The sequence below is a fragment of the Inhella inkyongensis genome (assembly GCF_005952805.1).
Taxonomy (GTDB): Bacteria; Pseudomonadota; Gammaproteobacteria; order Burkholderiales; family Burkholderiaceae_C; genus Inhella; species Inhella inkyongensis.
The window spans coordinates 664,476-684,020 of record NZ_CP040709.1 but is presented as its reverse complement, the minus strand read 5'-3'; the positions used below and the strand labels follow the sequence as shown (position 1 = coordinate 684,020).

Genomic DNA, 19,545 nt, shown 5'->3' with positions numbered 1-19,545 from the left:
GCAGCAGGGGCGACTTCAAGCCACCCAATCACCACAAATGCCACCCACAGTCCACTGGGCTGCCAAGGTGCCGCCGGGTTGGCGACGCCCGCCCGGTCGCTGCACCTCGGTCAACACCAGGCTACCTTGGCCGCAGGCGATTTCGGGTCCGTCGGCATGAATGGCCAGGCATTCACCGGGGCGGCCCTGACCCGCGCCAATACGCGCGCGCCAAACCTTGAGGGCCTCGCCTCGCCAAGGCGTCTGCGCACCGGGGAAAGGATCGAAGGCTCGCAGCCGACGCTCAATCTGCGCGGCATCCTGAGCCCAGTCGATCAGGGCCTCGCGCTTTTCGATCTTGGCGGCGTAGTTGACCCCCGCCTCGGGTTGGGGGGTCAGCGGCAGCTGATCCAAACAGCTCAGTGCCCGCACGATCAGGCTGGCGCCTTGTGCAGCCAGCCGATCATGTAGGCTGGCCGCCGTCTCATCAGCCGCCAGATCCAGCGCCTCAACCAGGCGCATGGCGCCGGTGTCCAGGCCGATGTCCATCTGCATGATGGTGACGCCGGTCTGAACGTCGCCCGCCTCGATGCAGCGCTGGATCGGCGCGGCGCCACGCCAACGCGGCAGCAGGGAGGCATGAATGTTCAGGCAGCCGCGCGTCGGTAGGTCAAGCACCCACTGCGGCAGGATCAACCCATAAGCCGCCACCACCATCAATTCGGGCGCCCATTCCAACAACTGGGCCTGGGCAGCCTGGGCATCTAAGCCAAAGCGCCCGTCCAGACGCAGGCCCTGCGGCTGGGCCACCGGGATGCCGGCAGCCAGCGCGCGCTGTTTGACGGGCGAGGCTTGCAGCTTCATGCCGCGGCCGGCCGGACGATCGGGCTGAGTCAGCACGCCCACCACCTCGTGCCCGGCGGCGAGCAGAGCGTCCAGCGCCTGGGCGGCGAACTCCGGCGTGCCGGCGAACACCAGGCGCATCAAAGACTCCGGCGCGGCGCCGCGCGCTGCTGGTCCTCGCGCGCCTTCTTCAACAACTTGCTCTTGATGCGGTCCCGCTTGAGCGGGCTGAGGTACTCGACGAAAACCTTGCCCATCAGGTGATCCAACTCGTGCTGCACGCACACCGCCAGCAAGCCCTCGGCCTCGAATTCATAGGGTTGGCCGTCGCGGTCCAGGGCGCGCACCTTGACCTGCTTATGGCGCTGCACCTTGTCATAGGTCTGCGGCACCGACAGGCAGCCCTCTTCACCCTCGCACATCTCGGCACTGGCCTCGATGATTTCGGGGTTGATCATTACGCGCGGCTGGTTGCGCTCTTCCGAGGTGTCCATCACCACCACGCGCTCGTGCACATCCACCTGGCTGGCAGCCAAACCCACGCCCTCGGCGGCGTACATGGTCTCCAGCATGTCATCCACCAGCCGGCGAATGCGGTCATCCACGGCAGCGACCGGCTTGGCGACGGTATGCAGGCGAGGGTCGGGGTAGCGCAGGATGGGCAATCGGGCCATGGAACTGTGAGCGGGTGTTGCGGCGGACCGCGTGGCTGTGGGGGAGGCGCAACGAAGCGCGCACCGGGCTGGGATCACAAAGCTGTGCCCTGGCAGGCACACGCAGTGCGCCGCGCTAATGGCGGCAGAATGCCTTGCGCCCAGGGCCGCGAATTGTCGCCCAAGCCCCATGGGCCTAGCTGTCGTCCGGCCTTGGGCCGGCGCACCGGGAGAACCGTTTGATGCGCAACGCCTTTAGCCCCCTGTCGCTCACCCTGCTGGCCACTGCCGCGCTGTTGGCCGTGGCTCCGGTTCACGCCACCAACTTCCCCGTCACCGATGCCCAGCGCGGCACCGCCGAGCGCGTGGCGCAGGCCGGTGTGCCCTTGGAAGCCTTGGCGCCCGACGCCCCCGACAGCTACACGGTCAAGAGCGGCGACACCCTGTGGGCCATCTCCACCCTGTTCCTCAAGAGCCCCTGGCGCTGGCCCGAGCTCTGGGGCATGAACAAGGAACAGATCGCCAACCCGCATCTGATCTATCCCGGACAGACCCTGTTCCTGATCAAGAAGGACGGCCGCGCCACTCTGCAGATGGCCCGCCCGGCCGGCGCCGACAGTGACGCGCAAGGGCGCCTGAGCCCGCGCGTGCGCGCCAGCAATCTGGCCGACAACCCGGTGGCCGCCATCCCCCAGCACCTGATCGAACCCTTCCTGAATGAAGCCATCGTGCTGGACGAGGACGAACTGGCGCAGGCCCCGCGCATCGTGGCTGCACAAGAAGGCCGGGTGATGGTGTCGCAAGGCGAGAACGGTTATGTGCGCGGCATCAAGCAGGCCTACGACCACTACCGAGTGTTCCGCACCGCCAAACCCCTGATGAACCCTGGCACCCGCGAGGTACTGGGTTATGAGTCGGTTTACCTGGGCAGCGCCGAGCTGACACGACAGGGCGAACCTGCCCGCGAAGGGCGCGCCGAGGTGCCCGCCACCATCACGGTGCGCCAAATGCGACAGGAAATCGGCGTGGGCGACCGCCTAGCACCGGTGCCACCGCGCAGCTTCAGCCGCTACATCCCGCACGCGCCCGAGAAGGCCATCGAGGGCCGCATCGTCTCGGTGTACGGCGACGCCATCACCGCCGGACAGAACCAGATCGTGGCACTGAACAAGGGCCAGCAAGACGGCCTGGAACGCGGCCATGTGCTGGCCCTGTGGCGCGCCGGCAAGCCGGTGACGGACCGCACCTCGGGTCGCCCAGAAGCCATTCAGCTGCCGGATGAGCAGCATGGCGTGCTGTTCGTGTTCCAGACCTTCAAGCGGGTGTCTTACGCGCTGATCATCTCGGTCAAAGACCCGGTCAGCCCTGGCGACCGCTTCAGCCAGCCCTGATTCGCCATGCCAGACCGAGACGAACTCTCGGACTGGCTGAAGCTGTATTTCGGCCTGGGCCGCGCCGCCGCCCGCAAGCTGCTGATCCGCACCGGTTCGGCTGCCACAGCGGCCGCCCAATTGCCGGAGCTGCCGCCCGAGCAGCAGTCACGGCTGGACCACAGCCTGCGCTGGCTCGATGCAGAGCCGGCACGCAGCCTGCTTTGCCTGGGCGATGCCGATTACCCCGAGGGCCTGCTGAACAGCCCGGACCCGCCTCTGCTGCTCTTCCTGCAGGGCCGGCGTGAACAACTGGAACGCCCCGCCCTGGCCGTGGTGGGCAGTCGCCACCCCACACCCGCCGGCCTGGAGCTGGCCGAAGAGTTCAGTGGCGAACTGGCTCGCCTGGGCTGGGTGGTGGTGTCGGGCCTGGCCATCGGCATCGACGGTGCGGCCCACCGGGGCGCCTTGGCCGGCGCCGGCGCCACCTGGGCCGTACTGGGCGGCGGCATCGAGCCGCTCTATCCGCCCAGCCACAAGGCCTTGGGCGCGGAGATCGCCAGGGCAGGCCTACTCATCAGCGAGCACGCGCCCGGCACCCCCTCATTGCCCGCGCAGTTCCCGGTGCGCAATCGGCTTATCGCTGCATTGAGCCAAGGCTGCCTGGTGGTGGAGGCCGCTCCCCGTTCGGGCTCCCTCATCACGGCCCGGCTCGCGGCCGAGGCCGGGCGCGAGGTATTTGCCCTGCCCGGCCCCGTGCGCTCGCTGCAGGCGCAGGGCTGCCATTTGTTGATCCAACAGGGCGCCAAGCTCGTGCAGTCGGTGCAAGACATCTTGGATGAATTGCCGGGGCCCACGCCGGCCGGCGCTTGCCAGCCCCTGAAACCCCAAACCGAACCGGCGCCCACCGTCGCGCCGAGCGCCGAGCTCGACCCTGTTCTGCGCGCCATGGGTCACGAGGTCTGCAGCTTGGACCGGTTGCTCGGCCGGCTGAACTGGCCACTGGCCACCCTGCAGGCCCATCTCTTGGGCTTGGAACTGGAGGGACGGGTGGAGCGCCTGCCCGGCGAACGCTTTCAAGCCCGGCGTTGACCGGGGGCCCGCGGGGGCTCCGCTATCATGGGCCCATGTTTGATGTGCTCGTCTACCTCTACGAGACCTATTGGCGGCCCGATGCCTGCCCCGATCCGGTCCAACTGCAGCGCAAGCTGACGGCGGTCGGTTTCGAGCGCGAGGAAATTCGCGAGGCCCTGCAATGGCTGGCCGGCCTGAGCGTGGCCGCGGAGTCGGTGGCGGCGCAGACGCAGGCCAGCAGCCTGCGGGTCTACACCCGCGATGAGCTGGAGCACCTGGGGCAGGCCTCGATCGACTTCATCAGCTTTTTGGCCAGTGCGGGCGTGCTGCCCCCGGCCCTGCGCGAAGTGGTGCTTGACCGCGCCATGGCCATCGCCGGCGGCCCGGTCGACCTGGAAGACCTGAAGATCATCGTGTTGATGGTCTTCTGGAGCTCCGGCGAGGAGCCTGACGCGCTGATCCTGGACGAACTCTTCGTCGCTCCAGAGGATCGGCTGATTCACTAGCGCAGCAGCGCCTCCGGGTCACGCTCCAGGCGCGCCAGCGCGTCACGCGTGGCCCGCACCGTCAGCGCTTCATCCTGCGCCGGGCGAATCAAGTGAGCCTGCAAATAGGCCGCCAAGCGCTGCAGCGGGAAGAGCACCGCCCGCCCCTGGGGCGAAACGAAGAGCAGCATCTGGTGCCGAGCCCCGGTCCAGGCCAATTGCACCGTCTCCATGCGGTTGCGGTACTGCAACTGGAACCAACTCCCGAGCGGCAGTTCGCGGGCCCAGGCCAGCATGGCAGCGCTGGGCGGTGACCCGCCTTCCGACACGACTTCCAGTCCTTCGGTCTCCTGGCCGGAAATGTCGCGAATCAGACCCTCGTCCAAATCCGCCTCATTGAGCGTCGGCAGCATGGACTCCAAAGTCTGTAGGCGGTCCTTCAGCTCATCCAGACGATCCCGTGAGATCGGCGCGGCCTTGGCGGTAAAAGCGGCCGCCAGCACGTTGTTGAGCCGGCGAATGTGTTCGTCCTGCTTCTTGGCAGCAATACCGGCATGGCCCATGCCATCACGAAGGGTCTTGAGCAGGATGGGCAGACGGCGAATCACCTCGACCCGTTCATCCGGGGCCACTTTGGCACCTGCCGACCAAATCAGGTCGGCCGCCGCCCGCTTCATGGTCTTGGTGACTTCGGACTGGCCCCCCTCACGCACGGCCGTCACGGCCAGCACATCGGCCCAGACCTGGAACAGGAACTCGCGCAGGCTGTCATCCACCGGCACATCGGCCAGCATCTTGCGCAGCTCGATCGTGTACTGAATGGCCAGGGTCTCGCGCTGCTCAACCTGTTGGGCCAGTGAGATGCCTTTGCGCGAGGCCGGGTTCTCATGCTCAAAGAAGTTGGCCAGAAAGGCTTCGAACTCCGTGAGCACGGTCTGAAACACGCGTCGTCCGGTATCGGGATACGCCTCGACCACCTGCACCACGCGCTTGATCTCGCGCTCCAGCACTTCGCCCAAGGCTTGCGCACTATCAAAACCCAGCGCACAAGCGCCCATGCGGTCAATCAACCGGCGAGCAGGGTGGTCGTCGGCGGCAAAGAAGTCGGGTTCGGCCACCGCGACGCGCAACACCGGCATTTGCAGGCGCGCAAACCACACCCGCACGGTGGCGGGCAGGCGCTCATCCTGAAGAATGCTCTGGAACATCATGGCCACGACTTCGATCGTGGCGCGCTCTTGGGGCGAGGCGGCTGCCTGCTTCAACACTTGCTTGAAGGCCTGGCTGCGCGCCCGTAGATCTTCCAGCGCCACCGGGCTGCCACTCTCTCGCGCAACCGGACGCTGCAGCGCGTTCTGGGCACGCTCAATGACAGCTTGCAAGCGGGGCGACACACGCAGCGGCTCGGGCGGTGTCGCCTCGCCTGCCGCAGCCGCTGCACCAGCGGCAGCCCCTGCACCAGCGGGCGCAAGCGTTGCTGCCTGCACCGCTGGGGACTCGCCCATGCCCGGCACATGCCGCTGCAACACCTTCTGCAACTGCTGCATCACCTGGCTAGCCTGGGCACTGGCGGGGCTGCGCTCTGTGGGCGCGCGCGCGGACAGCCCGACGCCGGGCTCCACAGGGCCACCCTGCGCACCGCCGCCCAGGCTACCGGCCAGTCGCACCGCCGCCGCAGCCAGGGCCAAAGCGGGTTCCACAGCGCCGCCCATGTGCTCGGTACGCCGTTGGGTCGACTCGGTAAAACTGCCCCCGATCAGTGCGCCAGGCGCCACACTGTGCGAACGTCGGATGAAGGGACGCAGGTCCACTTCGGGCAACACACCCTGCTCCACCAGCCACGCATTGCAGCGGTGATAGGCATCACCCAGCCAGAGGCCGAATTCCTCATGAATGGCCGCCTGGAGCAACTGCCAGTCGGCATGCCCCAACTCGGCATCGCGCCAGGCATCGACCCAGTGACGCGCCATCACCGCCGGTCGCAAGCCGTCGTCGGCCGCAATTTCAGGCTGACCCGAGAGGGTCTGCATGCGCGAGCACAGGTCAGAGAACTGCCACTGCACATCGGCACTCAAAGAAAGTGCCAAGCGCGCAGCAATGATCTCGCGCTCGATCGTGTCATCGGCCACCAAGCTCAGCGCTTGGCCGGCCGGCACGCGCGCCGCTTCTTCGCCCTTCAAGGTCTTGCGCAGCCGGGAGATCAGACCCAGCTGCCAAGTAGCGCCATGCTGCTGCAGATCGGCCAGGGTGTCGCGGATGGCGCGGATCTTCAGCGGCTCGGCCGGCTTGAGCAGACGCTGATGCAAGGTCTCGATGAGCGCCCCCGACACGCTGGCGGAGCCTCGCACCAAGACCTCCAAGTACACGCGACGAGCCGATTGGGCCAGCGCAGGTAAGGGAGGGCGGGTGCTCATCGGGTAGGCGGCAGCGAGAGGGGGCTCGACCTTACACCACGGCTCCGGCGTTCGGATCGTCCGGGTCCTCGACCTTGGCGCTGACCTTGACCAGGTCCTCGCGTTTGACGCCCAGCCACATCGCGATGGCCGCAGCCACAAACACCGAGGAGTAGATGCCGAACAAGATGCCGATGGTCAAGGCCACCGCGAAATAGTGCAACGTCGGACCACCAAAGATCAGCATCGACAGCACCATCAGCTGCGTGCTGCCGTGGGTGATCACCGTCCGGCTCATGGTCGAGGTGATGGCATGGTCGATGACCTCGTGCGTGCTGAGCTTGCGGTACTTGCGGAAGGCTTCGCGCACACGGTCAAAGATCACCACCGACTCGTTCACCGAATATCCCAGCACCGCCAGCACCGCCGCCAGCACCGAGAGCGAGAACTCCCACTGAAAGTAGGCGAAGAAGCCCAGGATGATCACCACGTCGTGCAGGTTGGCAATGATGCCGGCCACCGAGAACTTCCACTCGAAGCGGAAGGCCAGGTAGATCATGATGCCGACCACGGTGAAGGCCAGGGCCTTGGCCGCGTCGGCGGCCAGCTCCGCACCCACTGAGGGGCCCACGACCTCGCTGCGGGTCAGCTTGAGCGGCTCGGCACCCTGCGCATTGACGCAGACCTGCTTGCTGATGGACTCGCCCTTCTCGCTGACATAGGCCTTGGTCTCGACCTTGCCTTGTTCGGCCTGGCACAGCAGGCCGAAGACCTCGCCCACCACCTCGCTCTGCTTTTTGCCCGGACGCACCGGCAGGCGCAGCATCAGGTCGCGCGAGCTGCCGAAGTTCTGCACCTGGATTTCGCCAAGGCCCAGCGGCTCAATCAACTCCCGGGTGTGCTGCGCATTCGCCGTGTGGTTGTACTCGACCTCCATCACCGTGCCACCGGTGAACTCGATGGAGAAATTCAGTCCCTTGGTGACGAGGAAGAACACCGCCGCCGCAAAGGTCAGAAAGGACACGACGTTGAAAACCAACGCGTGCTTCATGAACGGGATGTCCCGCTTGATTCGGAAGAATTCCATGGCTTAGCCCTCCTGCTGCGCTTCTTGCTGCGGGGCGGTGTTGCCACCGCGCCAGACTTGGCCGATGGCCACCGACTGCAGCTTGCGCTTGCTGCCGTACCAGAGATTGACCAGGGCGCGCGAGAACATCACGGCCGAGAACATCGAGGTCAGGATGCCCAGGCAATGCACCACGGCAAAGCCCTTGACCGGACCGGAACCGAAGACCAACAAGGCGACGCCGGCGATGAGAGTGGTGACGTTGGAGTCCAGGATGGTGGCGAAGGCGCGCTCGTAACCAATGTGGATGGCCGTTTGCGGGGCCACACCGGCGCGCAACTCCTCGCGGATGCGCTCATTGATCAGCACGTTGGAGTCGATGGCCATGCCCAGCACCAGCGCAATGGCGGCCATGCCCGGCAGGCTCAGGGTGGCCTGCATCATGGAGAGCACCGCCACCAGCAGCAGCAGGTTGAAGCCCAGCGCCAGCGACGAGATCAGGCCGAACAGCATGTAGTACACGCACATGAAGGCCGCCACCGCCACGAAGCCCCAGATCACCGACTGGAAGCCGCGCGCAATGTTCTCGGCACCCAGGGCGGGACCAATGGTGCGCTCTTCGATGATTTCCATCGGCGCGGCCAGCGAGCCGGCGCGCAGCAGCAGAGCCGTATCCGCCGCCTCGGTGGTGGTCATGGCACCGGAAATCTGCACCCGGCCACCGCCGATTTCGCTTTGAATCACCGGCGCGGTCACGACCTCGCCCTTGCCCTTTTCGAACAAGAGGATGGCCATGCGCTTCTTGATGTTCTCGCGCGTCACATCCTTGAAGATGCGCGCGCCACGGGAGTCCAGGCTCAGGTGCACGGCAGGGTTTTGCCGATCATCGAAGCCCGCTTGGGCATCGTTGAGGTTCTCGCCCGTCAGCACCACCTGACGCTTGACGATCAAGGCCTGGCCACCGCGCTCCACAAAACGCTCGGTGCCGAAGGGCACCGGAGCCGTGCCAGCCAGCGCAGCCTGCGCCTCGGCGCTGTCGTCCACCAGGCGCACTTCCAAGGTGGCGGTGCGGCCAATGATGTCCTTGGCCTTGGCGGTGTCCTGCACGCCCGGCAGTTGCACCACCACGCGATTCAAACCCTGCTGCTGGATCACCGGCTCGGCCACGCCCAGCTCGTTGATGCGGTTGTGCAGGGTATTGATGTTCTGCTTCAGCGCGCCCTCTTGCACAGCCAACAAAGCGGCCGGCTTCAGGGCACCAGCCAGCTGCAACTCAGTGCCTGCTCCACTGGACGTCCAGTTCATATCTGGCTGGCGGTCCTGCAGATGTTGACGAGCGGCTTCCAGCGTCGCAGCGTCGCGGAAGGCCACCAGGACGCGCTGGCCCTCCTTGCTCACCCCGGCGTGGCGGATGCCTTTGTCGCGCAACTGAGTGCGCACATCGCCCACCAAGGCATCGGTCTTCTTGGTGATCGCCGACTTCATGTCGACTTCCATCAGGAAGTGGACACCCCCGCGCAGATCCAGCCCGAGATACATCGGGAAGGCGCGCAGGCTGGTCAGCCACTGCGGCGAGCGCGACAACAGGTTGAGAGCGACGACATAGTCCGGATTGGCCGGATCGGGATTCAGGGCCTTGGCAATTGCGTCCTTGGCCTTGATCTGAACATCGGTGTCGGCAAAGCGTGCACGCACCGAGCTGCCTTCCCACTGCACAAAGTCGGCACTGATCTTGGCCTCGCTCAACGCAGCACTGACGCGATCGCGCGTCTCGCTGTTGACCTTGACCGTGGCACGGCCGCTGGAGACTTGCACTGCCGGCGCCTCACCGAACCAATTCGGCAAGGTGTAGATGACGCCCAACAACAGTGCCACCGCCAGCACCAAATACTTCCAAAGCGGATAGCGATTCATGGCCCCTCCCAGGGGCAACGGGCGACCGCATGGGTCGCCCGCAGCAGAACGCAGGCCCAGCCGGGCCTGCTGGATTACTTCAGGGTGCCCTTGGGCAGCACTTGAACAACGGCCGAACGCTGGATCTGGACTTCGACGCCCGCGGCCAGCTCGATATGCAGCACGCTTTCACCCAGCTTGGCCACACGACCCAACAGACCGCCACCGGTGACCACTTCGTCGCCTTTGGCCAAGGCCTCGATCATGGCCTTGTGCTCCTTCTGCCGCTTCATCTGCGGGCGGATCATGATGAAGTACAGCACCACAAACATGGCCAGCAAGGGCAGCATGCTCATCAGACCCGACTCGGGCGTAGCGGCCGGCGCGGCGGCCTGGGCAAATGCGTTGGAGATCAGCACAGGGGAACTCGTTCCAAAAGCAGCGTTTGAGCACTGCGGCATGAGAACCCACCCGGCGATTGCCGGGCGGAGGAATCGGGCATTTTAGGGGCCGGCAGAATGTCCGCATGCAACACGCACTTAGCCCCGCACTGGACATCGACGGCCCCGTGGCCACCGTTACGCTTCGTCGCCCTGCCTTGGCCAACCGGCTCGAATTGGAGGATTTGCAGACGCTGGAAGCCCATGCCATCGCCCTGGAGGCCCACCAGGAGGTGCGAGTTGTGGTGCTGCAAGCACAGGGGCCCCACTTTTGCAGCGGCTTCCACATCGATGCCGTACCCGGCGTGGATGCACCTGCGCTGTTCGAAGCCCTGTGCAGCCGCTGGGAGTCGCTACCAGCCATCACCATTGCTGCGTTGCAGGGGGGCGTCTGGGGCGGCGCCACCGACTTGGCACTGGCCTGCGACTTCAGGCTGGGCACGCCGAAGTGCCAGATGGCCATCCCGGCAGCACAGCTGGGTCTGCACTATTACGGCGGCGGCATGCGCCGCTTGGTCAGCCGATTGGGTCTTGGGCCCGCTAAGCGCTTGCTGCTGGCCGCCCAGACCCTGGACGCGCAAGCGATGTTGCGCACGCACTTTCTCGATGAGTTGCTGGGTGACCCCGCCGCCCTGGAACCTCGTGTGCAGGCTTTGGTAGCCGAAATTCGCGGGCTGGCGCCGCTGGCCCTGCGCGGCATGAAGCAAGCGCTCAATCGACTGGCGGCCGGTCAGCTTGACCTCGATGAATTGGCGGCCGCACAGCAACGGTGCGCCGCGTCTGCCGATTTAAAGGAGGGCGTGGCCGCGTGGCAGGCGCGCCGCAGCCCCTGCTTTCAAGGGATTTAGCGGCTTCGGGTCTGGCCCAACTGGTCCGAGCCCCGCGGCTTGAGCGACAATCGCACCCTTCGCCGCCGGGCCCACACCAGCCGGCGGCTACGCCATCCACACGAACTCAGATAACAGGCAGGAATAGCGTGGCGAAGGAAACCACCAAAACCTTGATCGAGGCCGACGGCCTACGCTACAAGTCCAAGGCACCCGGTTCGCCGTTCGCGGCCACCTCGTCCTTTGGTGCAGCAACGATGTCTTGTTTTCTTTGCGGCAAGCATCGGCCTCGCGCCATGCTGAAGTCGCGCAAGCTGCTGGGCAAGAGCCAGCCGGTTTGCGCGCCATCCTGCAAAGAGCTCGAAGAACAACTCACCACGAAAAAGCCTTGAGCAATGCCCGGGCTTGCACCGGGCAAACCGCTAGGCAAACTGTCATGAGCGCGGCCTAGGATGGGTCATCGACCCTTTCGGAACCCGCCCTCATGCTCCAGGACACCCACACGGCCGTGCGCGATGACGGCCTGCGCTACGAAGCCAAGGTTAGCGGCTCACCTTTCTTTGGCAGCGGGCATATGCGCTCGTGTTTTAAGTGCGGCAAGCACCGCCTGCCGGCCAGCCTGCGCAGCTTGAAGATCCTGGGCCGCAATGAACGAATCTGCAGCCCGGGCTGCGACAGCGTAGACCGCTAATCAAGCCTTGGGATCGCGTCGTCCGCTTGGGCGGCGCTCCTGACGACCCGGCTCCCCTGCGCGCTGCGGGCGCTTTCCTGGCTCGCGGGCGCGCCGATCGTCGGTGCGCGTCGGCCGCACGGGTTGTGCAGCACGCTCTGTTCGGGCTTGTTCCAACAGGGCATCCAGCGCCGCCTCAGCGACGTTCTTCAGCGCGCAAAAGTTTGCCCGTGAGAACGCGCTGCGCTCGTAGTCACGCAGCAGATCGGCACGCCACTGGCGAGCCTGCGCCATCTCCGCGTCGCGCTGTTGCATGCGGGCCTTGCGGTCTGCCAAAGCAGCCACCGCAGCAGCCTTGTGCTCAGAGCTCAGTTCGCCGGCCGGCTGGCCGTCAAGGTCGAAGCGCTGCTTCGCCCGTGTGAGCGCATTCAGGTAGGCCGTGGTAGCCGTATGACGGCGCAGGAAGGCCGTCAGCGCGGCTTTGGTGATCCGCCCCGGGGCACGCGCCTCGATGTCCGATTGAATCTTCAGCTTGATGGGCTTGGGCGCCCCGGCAAAAAGCGCGGGGAAGAGCTGCTTGAGCAAGTTGCCTGCCGCCTGCGCCTCACTAATGGGCTTGGGGGCTTCGCTGGGGGCGGCTTGCGGGGCCTGCACTTCATCAGTCATTGAGTCTTCCTCGAAGGAGCGAGGTCAGCGGCGCGCAATCTTTGGACTTGGCGCCGCGCGCTCCAGTCATCCCTGAAACGCGCTGGATTGTGGACTGAGCGCGATCAATTCGATCGCACAAACGAAAACGCCGGCTTGTGGCCGGCGTTTCTTGAAACTGGTTGCGGGGGCAGGATTTGAACCTACGACCTTTGGGTTATGAGCCCAACGAGCTACCGGACTGCTCCACCCCGCGTCTGGAAGAATGTGACTATAGCATGATTTTGAATGCTGTCTAGAGGCCCGCCGCAGAAAGTACCGGAATGAAGCGGGCTGGTGGCTGGTAGCCGACCACGCGAAGTCCTTCGAGCTCTTGGCCTTTGGCGTCAAAGAACAGGATTGCCGGAGGTCCAAAAAGTTTGAACCTCTTCAGCAACTCGCGGTCTTCCTCCGAGTTGCGGGTGACGTCGGCCTGGAGCAGCAATGCCCCTGACATGCGCGCCGCCACTTGAGGATCCGCAAAAGTGAAGCGCTCCATCTCCTTGCAAGACACGCACCAATCCGCATAGAAATCAAGAATCACCGGCCGGTCCGCCTTGGCCAATCGCGCCTCAAGGTCTTCGACATTGGCGATGCGCTCAAAGCGCGAGTGTGCGGCAGCGGGCGCGGCACCCGGCGCAGTGGCGACGGGGCGCAGAGGATCGGTGCCGCCCTGTGCCGCCCCCCACCACTGGAGCACGCCCACAAAGGCAAGCGCTAAAGCGAGTACCTGGCGCAACCAGCGTGCGGGTGCTGACGGACCGGACATATGCGGCCAAGCCATGGCCGCCAAACCTACCATCCAAGCCCCCCATAGGGCCTGCGCGAAGGCCCAGGGCAGGGCCGGCTGCCCCAACCAGATCGCCACCGCCAACAGACCGAAGCCAAACAGATGCTTGATTCGCTCCATCCAAGGGCCGGTCTTGGGCAACAGACTGCCGGCCGAGAGCCCCAGCAGGAGCAACGGAACACTCATCCCGCAAGCCAAGGCGAACAGGGCCGAGCCCCCGAGCCAAACATCCCGACTTTGACTGATATAAACAAGAGCACCTGCCAATGGGGGCGCCACACAGGGGCCGACGATCAGCGCGGACAAGGCCCCCATGACGAACACCGACACCCAACGCCCGCCCTCCAGTCCTTGGGAGCTTTGGGTCAGACGCTGTTGCAAGCCAGACGGCAGCTGCAGCTCATAGGCGCCAAACATGGAAAGGGCCAACAGCACCATGATGGTCGCGAAGCTCAGCAACACCCACGGCGCCTGAAGATAGGCAGCGAGCCCTTCGCCCGCCAGGCCAGCGGCCACTCCGAGGGCCGTGTACACCAACACCATGCCGGCGCTGTAGCAAAGAGCTAGCAAGAAGCCTCGGCGACGAGAAACTGGGCGCGCGCCACCCATGATGATGCTGGACAAGATAGGGAGCATCGGCAGCACACAGGGCGTCAGCGACAGCCCCAGCCCGGCCAGTCCGAAGCCCAAGACCGCGGCCCACCAACGCCCTGAGCCGAGAAGGCCCGCCAGCCCCTGATCCACACCGGACTGCCCAGCCTGCTCAGGAGGCTTGGAAGCGAGCCCAGCCGAAGTAGCTGCCTGCCAAGACGCCGCGCCAAAGACCGGAGCGCCCTCAACTTGAGGCTCTATGCGCCATGACGCCTCCGCGGACTCCACCTTGAGGACTCGCACCGTCATGGGCGGATAGCACAGGCCCTTGTCAGCGCATCCCTGGGCTGTGATCTGCAGCTCCTGCATCGACCCGACATCCAGATCGAAGCTCAATCGATCTCTGTAAGTCTCAACTTCCTTCTGAAAAGTCTCATCAAACTTGCGCTTGCCGTCTGGCAGCTTGAGCAAATAGGGCTGGCCTGCCGCGTCCGAGATCTTTAACTGTTCGCGGTACAGGTAATAGCCGGGTGCGATCTCAAACTGAACCTGCACACTGCTCTGACCGCGGACCGCCAACTTGAAGGCCTGGCCGGGCTCCAAGAACTCTTCGGCCGATGCCCCACCAGCAGCAAAGCCAAGCAGCACTCCAACAAGAAGAATCACGAATGAACGCAGGACTGTCATCAACACCCTCGAACTGAGCAAAAAAAAGGGCCGGCAAAGCCGACCCTTTCTCCGAACATTCCGGCCAGTAGCCGGTCCGCCTTATTCTGCAGCCTCAACCGCTTCAGCCGCAGCCGGCCGATCGACCAACTCGACAAAAGCCATCGGCGCATTGTCGCCAACGCGGAAACCCATCTTCAAGATGCGGGTATAGCCGCCCGGACGGGTCTGGAAACGCGGGCCCAGCTCATTGAAGAGCTTGGTGACGATTTCACGATCGCGCAAACGAGCAAAAGCCAAGCGGCGATTGGCTACCGTGGCTTCCTTGGCCAGGGTGATCAGCGGCTCGACGACGCGACGCAGTTCCTTGGCCTTGGGCACGGTGGTCTTGATGGCTTCGTGGCGCAGCAGCGAAACGCACATATTGCGAAGCATGGCTGCACGGTGTTCGCTGGTACGGTTGAGCTTACGCAGGCCGTTACGGTGACGCATGGTGCTTGTCCTTTCCTATCTGTTTAATACCGCCAGCCGGATCAGGTACTGGCGGAGGCACCTTGGGGGCTACTGAAAAAACCTCAGCCCCCGATTCAATTAACGCTTGTCCAGGCCGACAGGCGGCCAGTTCTCCAGGCGCGAGCCCAGAGTCAGACCACGGGAAGCCAAGACTTCCTTGATCTCATTGAGCGACTTGCGACCCAGGTTCGGGGTCTTCAGCAGCTCGGTCTCGGTGCGCTGGATCAGATCACCGATGTAATAGATGTTCTCGGCCTTCAGGCAGTTGGCCGAACGCACCGTCAACTCGAGCTCATCAACCGGACGCAGCAAGATCGGATCGAACGAGGCCGAGCGCTGCGCCGGCTGGTCGAAGGCATCGACCAAGTCGGTACCTTGCAACTGAGCGAAGGCAGCCAGTTGCTCAACCAAGATCTTGGCCGAAGCACGGATGGCTTCCTCGGGCGAAATGGCGCCGTTGGTCTCGATCTCCATCACCAGCTTGTCGAGGTCGGTACGCTGCTCAACGCGAGCGTTCTCAACTGCATAGCTGACGCGCTTGAGCGGCGAGAAAGAGGCATCCAGGACGATGCGACCGATGGCCTTGGTCGACTCATCACCAAAGCGGCGCAGGTTGCCCGGCACGTAGCCGCGGCCCTTCTCCACCTTGATCTGCATGTCGATCTTGCCGCCTTGGGCCAGATGGCAAATCACTTGCTCGGGGTTGATGATCTCAACATCGTGCGGGGTCTGGATGTCCGCAGCGGTGACGGGGCCTTCGCCTTCCTTGCGCAGGATCAGGGTGACTTCTTCGCGGTTATGCAGACGGAAGGTCACACCCTTGAGGTTCAGCATGATGCCGACCACGTCTTCTTGCACACCGTCCACCGTCGAGTACTCGTGCAGCACGCCGGCGATGGTCACTTCCGTCGGTGCATAACCCACCATCGACGACAACAGCACGCGACGCAGCGCGTTGCCCAGCGTGTGCCCGTAGCCACGCTCGAAAGGCTCCAGCGTCACCTTGGCGCGATGACCGCCCAGGGGCTCGACGTTGATCGACTTGGGTTTGAGCAAATTCGTTTGCATGGGCTCTTTCTTTCATGCTTCCGGGTGCACCACCGGGAGCTGATGGACCAACCGCGCCGCAACACGCGACACGGCGGGGACGTTGGGAGGAGCTGCGCCACACGTCTGTGACACCGCCCCGTCCCAGCGGGCAATCAACGCGAGTACAACTCGACGATCAACGATTCGTTGATGTCGGCACCGAACTCATCACGATCCGGCGTCTTCTTGAAAACACCTTCCATCTTCGTGGTGTCGATCTGAACCCAGGCCGGGAAACCGATCGACTCGGCCAACTTCAGCGAATCCACGATGCGCAGCTGCTTCTTGGCCTTTTCACGCACGGCAACCACGTCACCGACCTTGACCATGTAAGAGGCGATGTTCACGGTCTGGCCGTTCACGGTGATGCTCTTGTGCGAAACCATCTGGCGGGCCTCGGCACGCGTGGAGCCAAAGCCCATGCGATAGACCACATTGTCCAGACGCGACTCGAGCAGCGTCAGCAGGTTCACGCCGGTCGAACCCTTGCGGCGCTCGGCTTCAGCGAAGTAGCGGCGGAACTGACGCTCCAGCACGCCATACATGCGCTTGACCTTCTGCTTTTCACGCAGCTGCAGACCGAAGTCGCTAGTGCGCTGGCCGGAGGTGCGGCCATGCTGGCCCGGCTTGCTGTCGAACTTGCACTTGTCGCTGATGGCGCGGCGGGCGCTCTTCAGGAACAAGTCGGTGCCTTCACGGCGGGAAAGCTTGGCCTTGGGGCCGAGATAACGTGCCACTTTGAGTCCTTCTTCAATCTAACGTCGGCGCGGCGCGCTGACGCGAGTCTGGCGGGTGTTGTTCGAAACGCTCAGACGGTGGTCTTGTGGTCTGTTGGACCAACGAAAAGCGCCGGCGCCGCCCAGACAGGCGGCCACCGGCTTTGGAAAGCCCGCGATTATCGCGCAAGCTTTCTCAATTTCTTCTAGAGGCGTGCCTCAGATGCGACGACGCTTCTGCGGACGGCAGCCGTTGTGCGGCACCGGCGTCACGTCAGAGATCGAAGCGATGCGGATGCCCAGAGCGGCCAGAGCGCGCACCGAAGACTCACGACCCGGGCCTGGGCCCTTGATCTTGACGTCCAGGTTCTTGATGCCCTGCTCTTGGGCCGCACGGCCCGCCACCTCGGCTGCCACCTGGGCTGCAAACGGGGTCGACTTGCGCGAACCCTTGAAGCCCTGGCCACCCGACGAAGCCCAGCTCAGGGCGCCGCCTTGACGGTCGGTGATGGTGATGATGGTGTTGTTGAACGACGCGTGAACGTGGGCGATGCCGTCCGCAACATTCTTGCGGACTTTCTTGCGCACGCGCTGGGCGGCGTTGTTGCTCGGTGCCTTAGCCATAGTGCTCTTTCTTCTTTGCAGCCGCGATTACTTCTTACCGGTCGCCGCCGAACGCTTCGGACCCTTGCGGGTGCGGGCGTTGGTGCGGGTGCGCTGACCGCGCATCGGAAGACCACGGCGATGACGGAAGCCGCGATAGCAGCCCAGATCCATCAAGCGCTTGATGTTGATCGACATCTCCCGACGCAGGTCACCCTCGATGGTCATCTTGGAGATCTCATCACGGATCTTCTCAAGTTCGCCGTCGTTCAGGTCCTTGACCTTCTTGTCGAACGGGACGCCACAAGCGGTGCAGATCTTCTGCGCCGTGGTGCGGCCGATGCCATAGATGGAAGTCAGACCGATTTCGGTGTGCTTCTGGGGCGGGATGTTGATACCAGCAATACGTGCCATGGGATACCTCTAGTTCTCTTCCGTAGGGCGCTCTATCAGCCCTGACGCTGCTTGTGACGCGGATCCGTGCAGATCACGCGCACCACGCCCTTGCGACGGATGATCTTGCAATTGCGGCACATCTGCTTGACCGATGCCGAAACCTTCATGTTCTGCTCCTAGACCTTCTAAATGCGCTTTGACAGCGTCATCCCGGGTTTGTTTCTCGCTCACTTCGCCCGGAATACGATGCGAGCACGACTCAAATCGTACGGGGTCAACTCAACGGTGACCCTGTCCCCGGGAAGAATGCGGATGTAGTGCATCCGCATCTTTCCCGAAATATGACCAAGGACTACATGTCCATTCTCCAGCTTCACGCGAAACGTCGCGTTGGGTAAGTTCTCTAGGATCTCACCCTGCATCTGAATGCTGTCGTCTTTGGCCATGCCTTTACTAACACTTGCACTGGCAAACCAACGAATTAGTTCGCCTTGAAATTCGCCTTCTTCAGCAGCGACTCGTACTGCTGACTCATCACGTAAGACTGCACCTGGGCCCAGAAGTCCATCGTGACGACCACGATGATCAACAAGGACGTCCCGCCGAAGTAGAACAAATTGCTGTACTTCAACATCAGGAACTCAGGCAGCAAACAGACCGCCGTGATGTACACCGCGCCGGCCAGCGTCAAGCGACCAAGAATCTTGTCGATGTGCTTCGCCGTCTGCTCACCGGGTCGAATACCGGGCACGAAGGCGCCGCTCTTCTTCAAGTTGTCTGCGGTCTCACGGCTGTTGAAAACAAGGGCCGTGTAGAAGAAGCAGAAGAACACGATGGCGGCGCCATACAGCAGCACATACACGGGCTCGCCGGGACGCAGCGCATCGGCCATGTCCTTCAACCAACGCAGGCTATCGCCCGTCGAGACCCAGCTCACCACCGTTGCCGGCAACAAGATGATGGACGACGCAAAGATCGGAGGAATCACACCGCTCATGTTGAGCTTCAAGGGCAGGTGCGACGACTGGCCACCATAAACCTTGTTGCCAACCTGACGCTTGGCGTAATTCACCAAGATCTTGCGCTGGCCACGCTCAACAAAGACCACGCCCCAAGTCACCAGCACCACGATCACACTGATGAACAGCGCCGAAGCGGGGTGCATAGAACCGGTGCGAACCAGCTCAAGCATCTGACCGAAGGCGCCCGGCAAGCCGGCCGCGATACCCGCGAAGATCAGGATCGAAATGCCGTTGCCCAAACCACGCTCGGTGATCTGCTCACCCAGCCACATCAGGAACATGGTGCCGGCCACCAGGCTGCTCACCGCCGTCAAACGGAAGCCAAAACCAGGGCTCAAAACCAAGCCAGGCGACGACTCCAGAGCCAGCGCAATGCTGATACCTTGGAACAAAGCCAGCCCCAGCGTGGCATAGCGGGTGTACTGCGTAATCTTGCGGCGACCCGCTTCGCCTTCCTTCTTCAAAGCCTCCAGCGCCGGCATCACATGCGTCATGAGCTGAATGACGATGGAGGCCGAGATGTACGGCGTGATGCCCAACGCGAGCACGGCGAAACGCGACAACGCGCCCCCCGAGAACATGTTGAACAGGCTCAGGATGCCGCCCTGTTGACCCTTGAACAGCTGTTGAAGCTGAAGCGGATCAATACCCGGCACCGGGATGTGCGCACCAATGCGATACACCACCAAAGCCAGGATCAGGAAGACGAGCCGCCGCTGCAGGTCGCCGAAGCGACCGCTACGTGCCAGCTGTTGCGCGTTGGATGCCACGAGACCTCGCGT

22 protein-coding genes and 1 tRNA gene are annotated in these 19,545 nt (G+C 63.8%); 6 read left to right on the top strand and 17 right to left on the bottom strand.

Annotation, left to right across the window (positions count from 1 at the left end; translation table 11 throughout):
- Positions 1 to 15: 15 nt before the first annotated feature.
- Together fmt and def are read right to left on the bottom strand one after the other, a co-directional pair.
- Positions 16 to 963 carry a methionyl-tRNA formyltransferase gene (fmt, locus tag FF090_RS03460; protein ID WP_138855404.1) on the bottom strand — a complete coding sequence of 316 codons (948 nt, stop codon included), beginning with the start codon at positions 961 to 963 and terminating at the stop codon, positions 16 to 18.
- Positions 963 to 1,496, bottom strand: a complete 534-nt coding sequence (def, locus tag FF090_RS03455) for a peptide deformylase (protein WP_217503020.1) — start codon at positions 1,494 to 1,496, stop codon at positions 963 to 965. Before def ends, fmt begins: the two co-directional genes overlap by 1 nt.
- A gap of 221 nt (positions 1,497 to 1,717) precedes the next feature.
- Between def and FF090_RS03450 the strand changes: the two genes are divergently transcribed.
- The 3 genes from FF090_RS03450 to FF090_RS03440 are packed head-to-tail and all read left to right on the top strand — an operon-like array spanning position 1,718 to position 4,425.
- Positions 1,718 to 2,866, top strand: a complete 1,149-nt coding sequence (locus FF090_RS03450) for a LysM peptidoglycan-binding domain-containing protein (protein ID WP_138855402.1) — start codon at positions 1,718 to 1,720, stop codon at positions 2,864 to 2,866.
- A 6-nt stretch (positions 2,867 to 2,872) separates the two neighbouring features.
- On the top strand, positions 2,873 to 3,937 hold the full coding sequence (dprA, locus tag FF090_RS03445) for a DNA-processing protein DprA (RefSeq protein ID WP_138855401.1): 1,065 nt from the start codon (positions 2,873 to 2,875) through the stop codon (positions 3,935 to 3,937).
- Between the two features lie 35 nt (positions 3,938 to 3,972).
- Entirely contained in the window at positions 3,973 to 4,425 is a 453-nt protein-coding gene (locus tag FF090_RS03440) for a Smg family protein (RefSeq protein WP_138855400.1), read from the top strand.
- Here FF090_RS03440 and FF090_RS03435 read toward each other — a convergent pair.
- From FF090_RS03435 to yajC, 4 genes are all read right to left on the bottom strand, one after another.
- Positions 4,422 to 6,818: a DUF1631 family protein gene (locus FF090_RS03435; RefSeq protein ID WP_138855399.1), complete on the bottom strand. Its 2,397-nt coding sequence runs from the start codon at positions 6,816 to 6,818 to the stop codon at positions 4,422 to 4,424. The genes FF090_RS03440 and FF090_RS03435 overlap by 4 nt on opposite strands.
- Before the next feature lie 31 nt (positions 6,819 to 6,849).
- Positions 6,850 to 7,884, bottom strand: a complete 1,035-nt coding sequence (gene secF / locus FF090_RS03430; protein ID WP_138855398.1) for a protein translocase subunit SecF — start codon at positions 7,882 to 7,884, stop codon at positions 6,850 to 6,852.
- Between the two features lie 3 nt (positions 7,885 to 7,887).
- Positions 7,888 to 9,777 carry a protein translocase subunit SecD gene (secD, locus tag FF090_RS03425; RefSeq protein WP_138855397.1) on the bottom strand — a complete coding sequence of 630 codons (1,890 nt, stop codon included), beginning with the start codon at positions 9,775 to 9,777 and terminating at the stop codon, positions 7,888 to 7,890.
- A gap of 74 nt (positions 9,778 to 9,851) precedes the next feature.
- Positions 9,852 to 10,175 (bottom strand): preprotein translocase subunit YajC, encoded by a 324-nt coding sequence (yajC, locus tag FF090_RS03420; RefSeq protein WP_138855396.1) that lies wholly within the window; start codon positions 10,173 to 10,175, stop codon positions 9,852 to 9,854.
- 107 nt (positions 10,176 to 10,282) lie between these two features.
- Here yajC and FF090_RS03415 point away from each other — a divergent pair, with 107 nt between their 5' ends.
- From FF090_RS03415 to FF090_RS03405, 3 genes are all read left to right on the top strand, one after another.
- Positions 10,283 to 11,044 (top strand): enoyl-CoA hydratase/isomerase family protein, encoded by a 762-nt coding sequence (locus FF090_RS03415; protein ID WP_138855395.1) that lies wholly within the window; start codon positions 10,283 to 10,285, stop codon positions 11,042 to 11,044.
- A 128-nt stretch (positions 11,045 to 11,172) separates the two neighbouring features.
- Positions 11,173 to 11,415 (top strand): hypothetical protein, encoded by a 243-nt coding sequence (locus FF090_RS03410; RefSeq protein WP_138855394.1) that lies wholly within the window; start codon positions 11,173 to 11,175, stop codon positions 11,413 to 11,415.
- 92 nt (positions 11,416 to 11,507) lie between these two features.
- On the top strand, positions 11,508 to 11,714 hold the full coding sequence (locus FF090_RS03405) for a hypothetical protein (protein ID WP_138855393.1): 207 nt from the start codon (positions 11,508 to 11,510) through the stop codon (positions 11,712 to 11,714).
- Here the strand turns inward: FF090_RS03405 and FF090_RS03400 are convergent, their stop codons facing one another.
- The 11 genes from FF090_RS03400 to secY form a co-directional block, all read right to left on the bottom strand.
- Entirely contained in the window at positions 11,715 to 12,359 is a 645-nt protein-coding gene (locus FF090_RS03400; RefSeq protein WP_138855392.1) for a ProQ/FINO family protein, read from the bottom strand.
- A gap of 158 nt (positions 12,360 to 12,517) precedes the next feature.
- Positions 12,518 to 12,594, bottom strand: a tRNA-Met gene (locus FF090_RS03395).
- Positions 12,595 to 12,633: 39 nt separating this feature from the next.
- Positions 12,634 to 14,445, bottom strand: a complete 1,812-nt coding sequence (gene dsbD, locus FF090_RS03390) for a protein-disulfide reductase DsbD (protein WP_138855391.1) — start codon at positions 14,443 to 14,445, stop codon at positions 12,634 to 12,636.
- 81 nt (positions 14,446 to 14,526) lie between these two features.
- Positions 14,527 to 14,916, bottom strand: a complete 390-nt coding sequence (rplQ, locus tag FF090_RS03385; protein ID WP_138855390.1) for a 50S ribosomal protein L17 — start codon at positions 14,914 to 14,916, stop codon at positions 14,527 to 14,529.
- Between the two features lie 99 nt (positions 14,917 to 15,015).
- Complete coding sequence (locus tag FF090_RS03380; RefSeq protein WP_138855389.1) at positions 15,016 to 16,005, bottom strand: DNA-directed RNA polymerase subunit alpha; 990 nt, start codon at positions 16,003 to 16,005, stop codon at positions 15,016 to 15,018.
- Between the two features lie 134 nt (positions 16,006 to 16,139).
- Positions 16,140 to 16,763, bottom strand: a complete 624-nt coding sequence (gene rpsD / locus FF090_RS03375; RefSeq protein WP_138855388.1) for a 30S ribosomal protein S4 — start codon at positions 16,761 to 16,763, stop codon at positions 16,140 to 16,142.
- A 198-nt stretch (positions 16,764 to 16,961) separates the two neighbouring features.
- Positions 16,962 to 17,366, bottom strand: a complete 405-nt coding sequence (gene rpsK, locus FF090_RS03370) for a 30S ribosomal protein S11 (protein WP_138855387.1) — start codon at positions 17,364 to 17,366, stop codon at positions 16,962 to 16,964.
- A gap of 27 nt (positions 17,367 to 17,393) precedes the next feature.
- Positions 17,394 to 17,759 (bottom strand): 30S ribosomal protein S13, encoded by a 366-nt coding sequence (gene rpsM, locus FF090_RS03365; RefSeq protein WP_138855386.1) that lies wholly within the window; start codon positions 17,757 to 17,759, stop codon positions 17,394 to 17,396.
- A gap of 35 nt (positions 17,760 to 17,794) precedes the next feature.
- Positions 17,795 to 17,908, bottom strand: coding sequence for a 50S ribosomal protein L36 (rpmJ, locus tag FF090_RS03360; RefSeq protein ID WP_056194202.1), 114 nt, complete (start codon positions 17,906 to 17,908; stop codon positions 17,795 to 17,797).
- 60 nt (positions 17,909 to 17,968) lie between these two features.
- Entirely contained in the window at positions 17,969 to 18,187 is a 219-nt protein-coding gene (infA, locus tag FF090_RS03355) for a translation initiation factor IF-1 (RefSeq protein ID WP_138855385.1), read from the bottom strand.
- Positions 18,188 to 18,222: 35 nt separating this feature from the next.
- Complete coding sequence (gene secY / locus FF090_RS03350; protein WP_138855384.1) at positions 18,223 to 19,533, bottom strand: preprotein translocase subunit SecY; 1,311 nt, start codon at positions 19,531 to 19,533, stop codon at positions 18,223 to 18,225.
- Between the last annotated feature and the right edge of the window lie 12 nt (positions 19,534 to 19,545).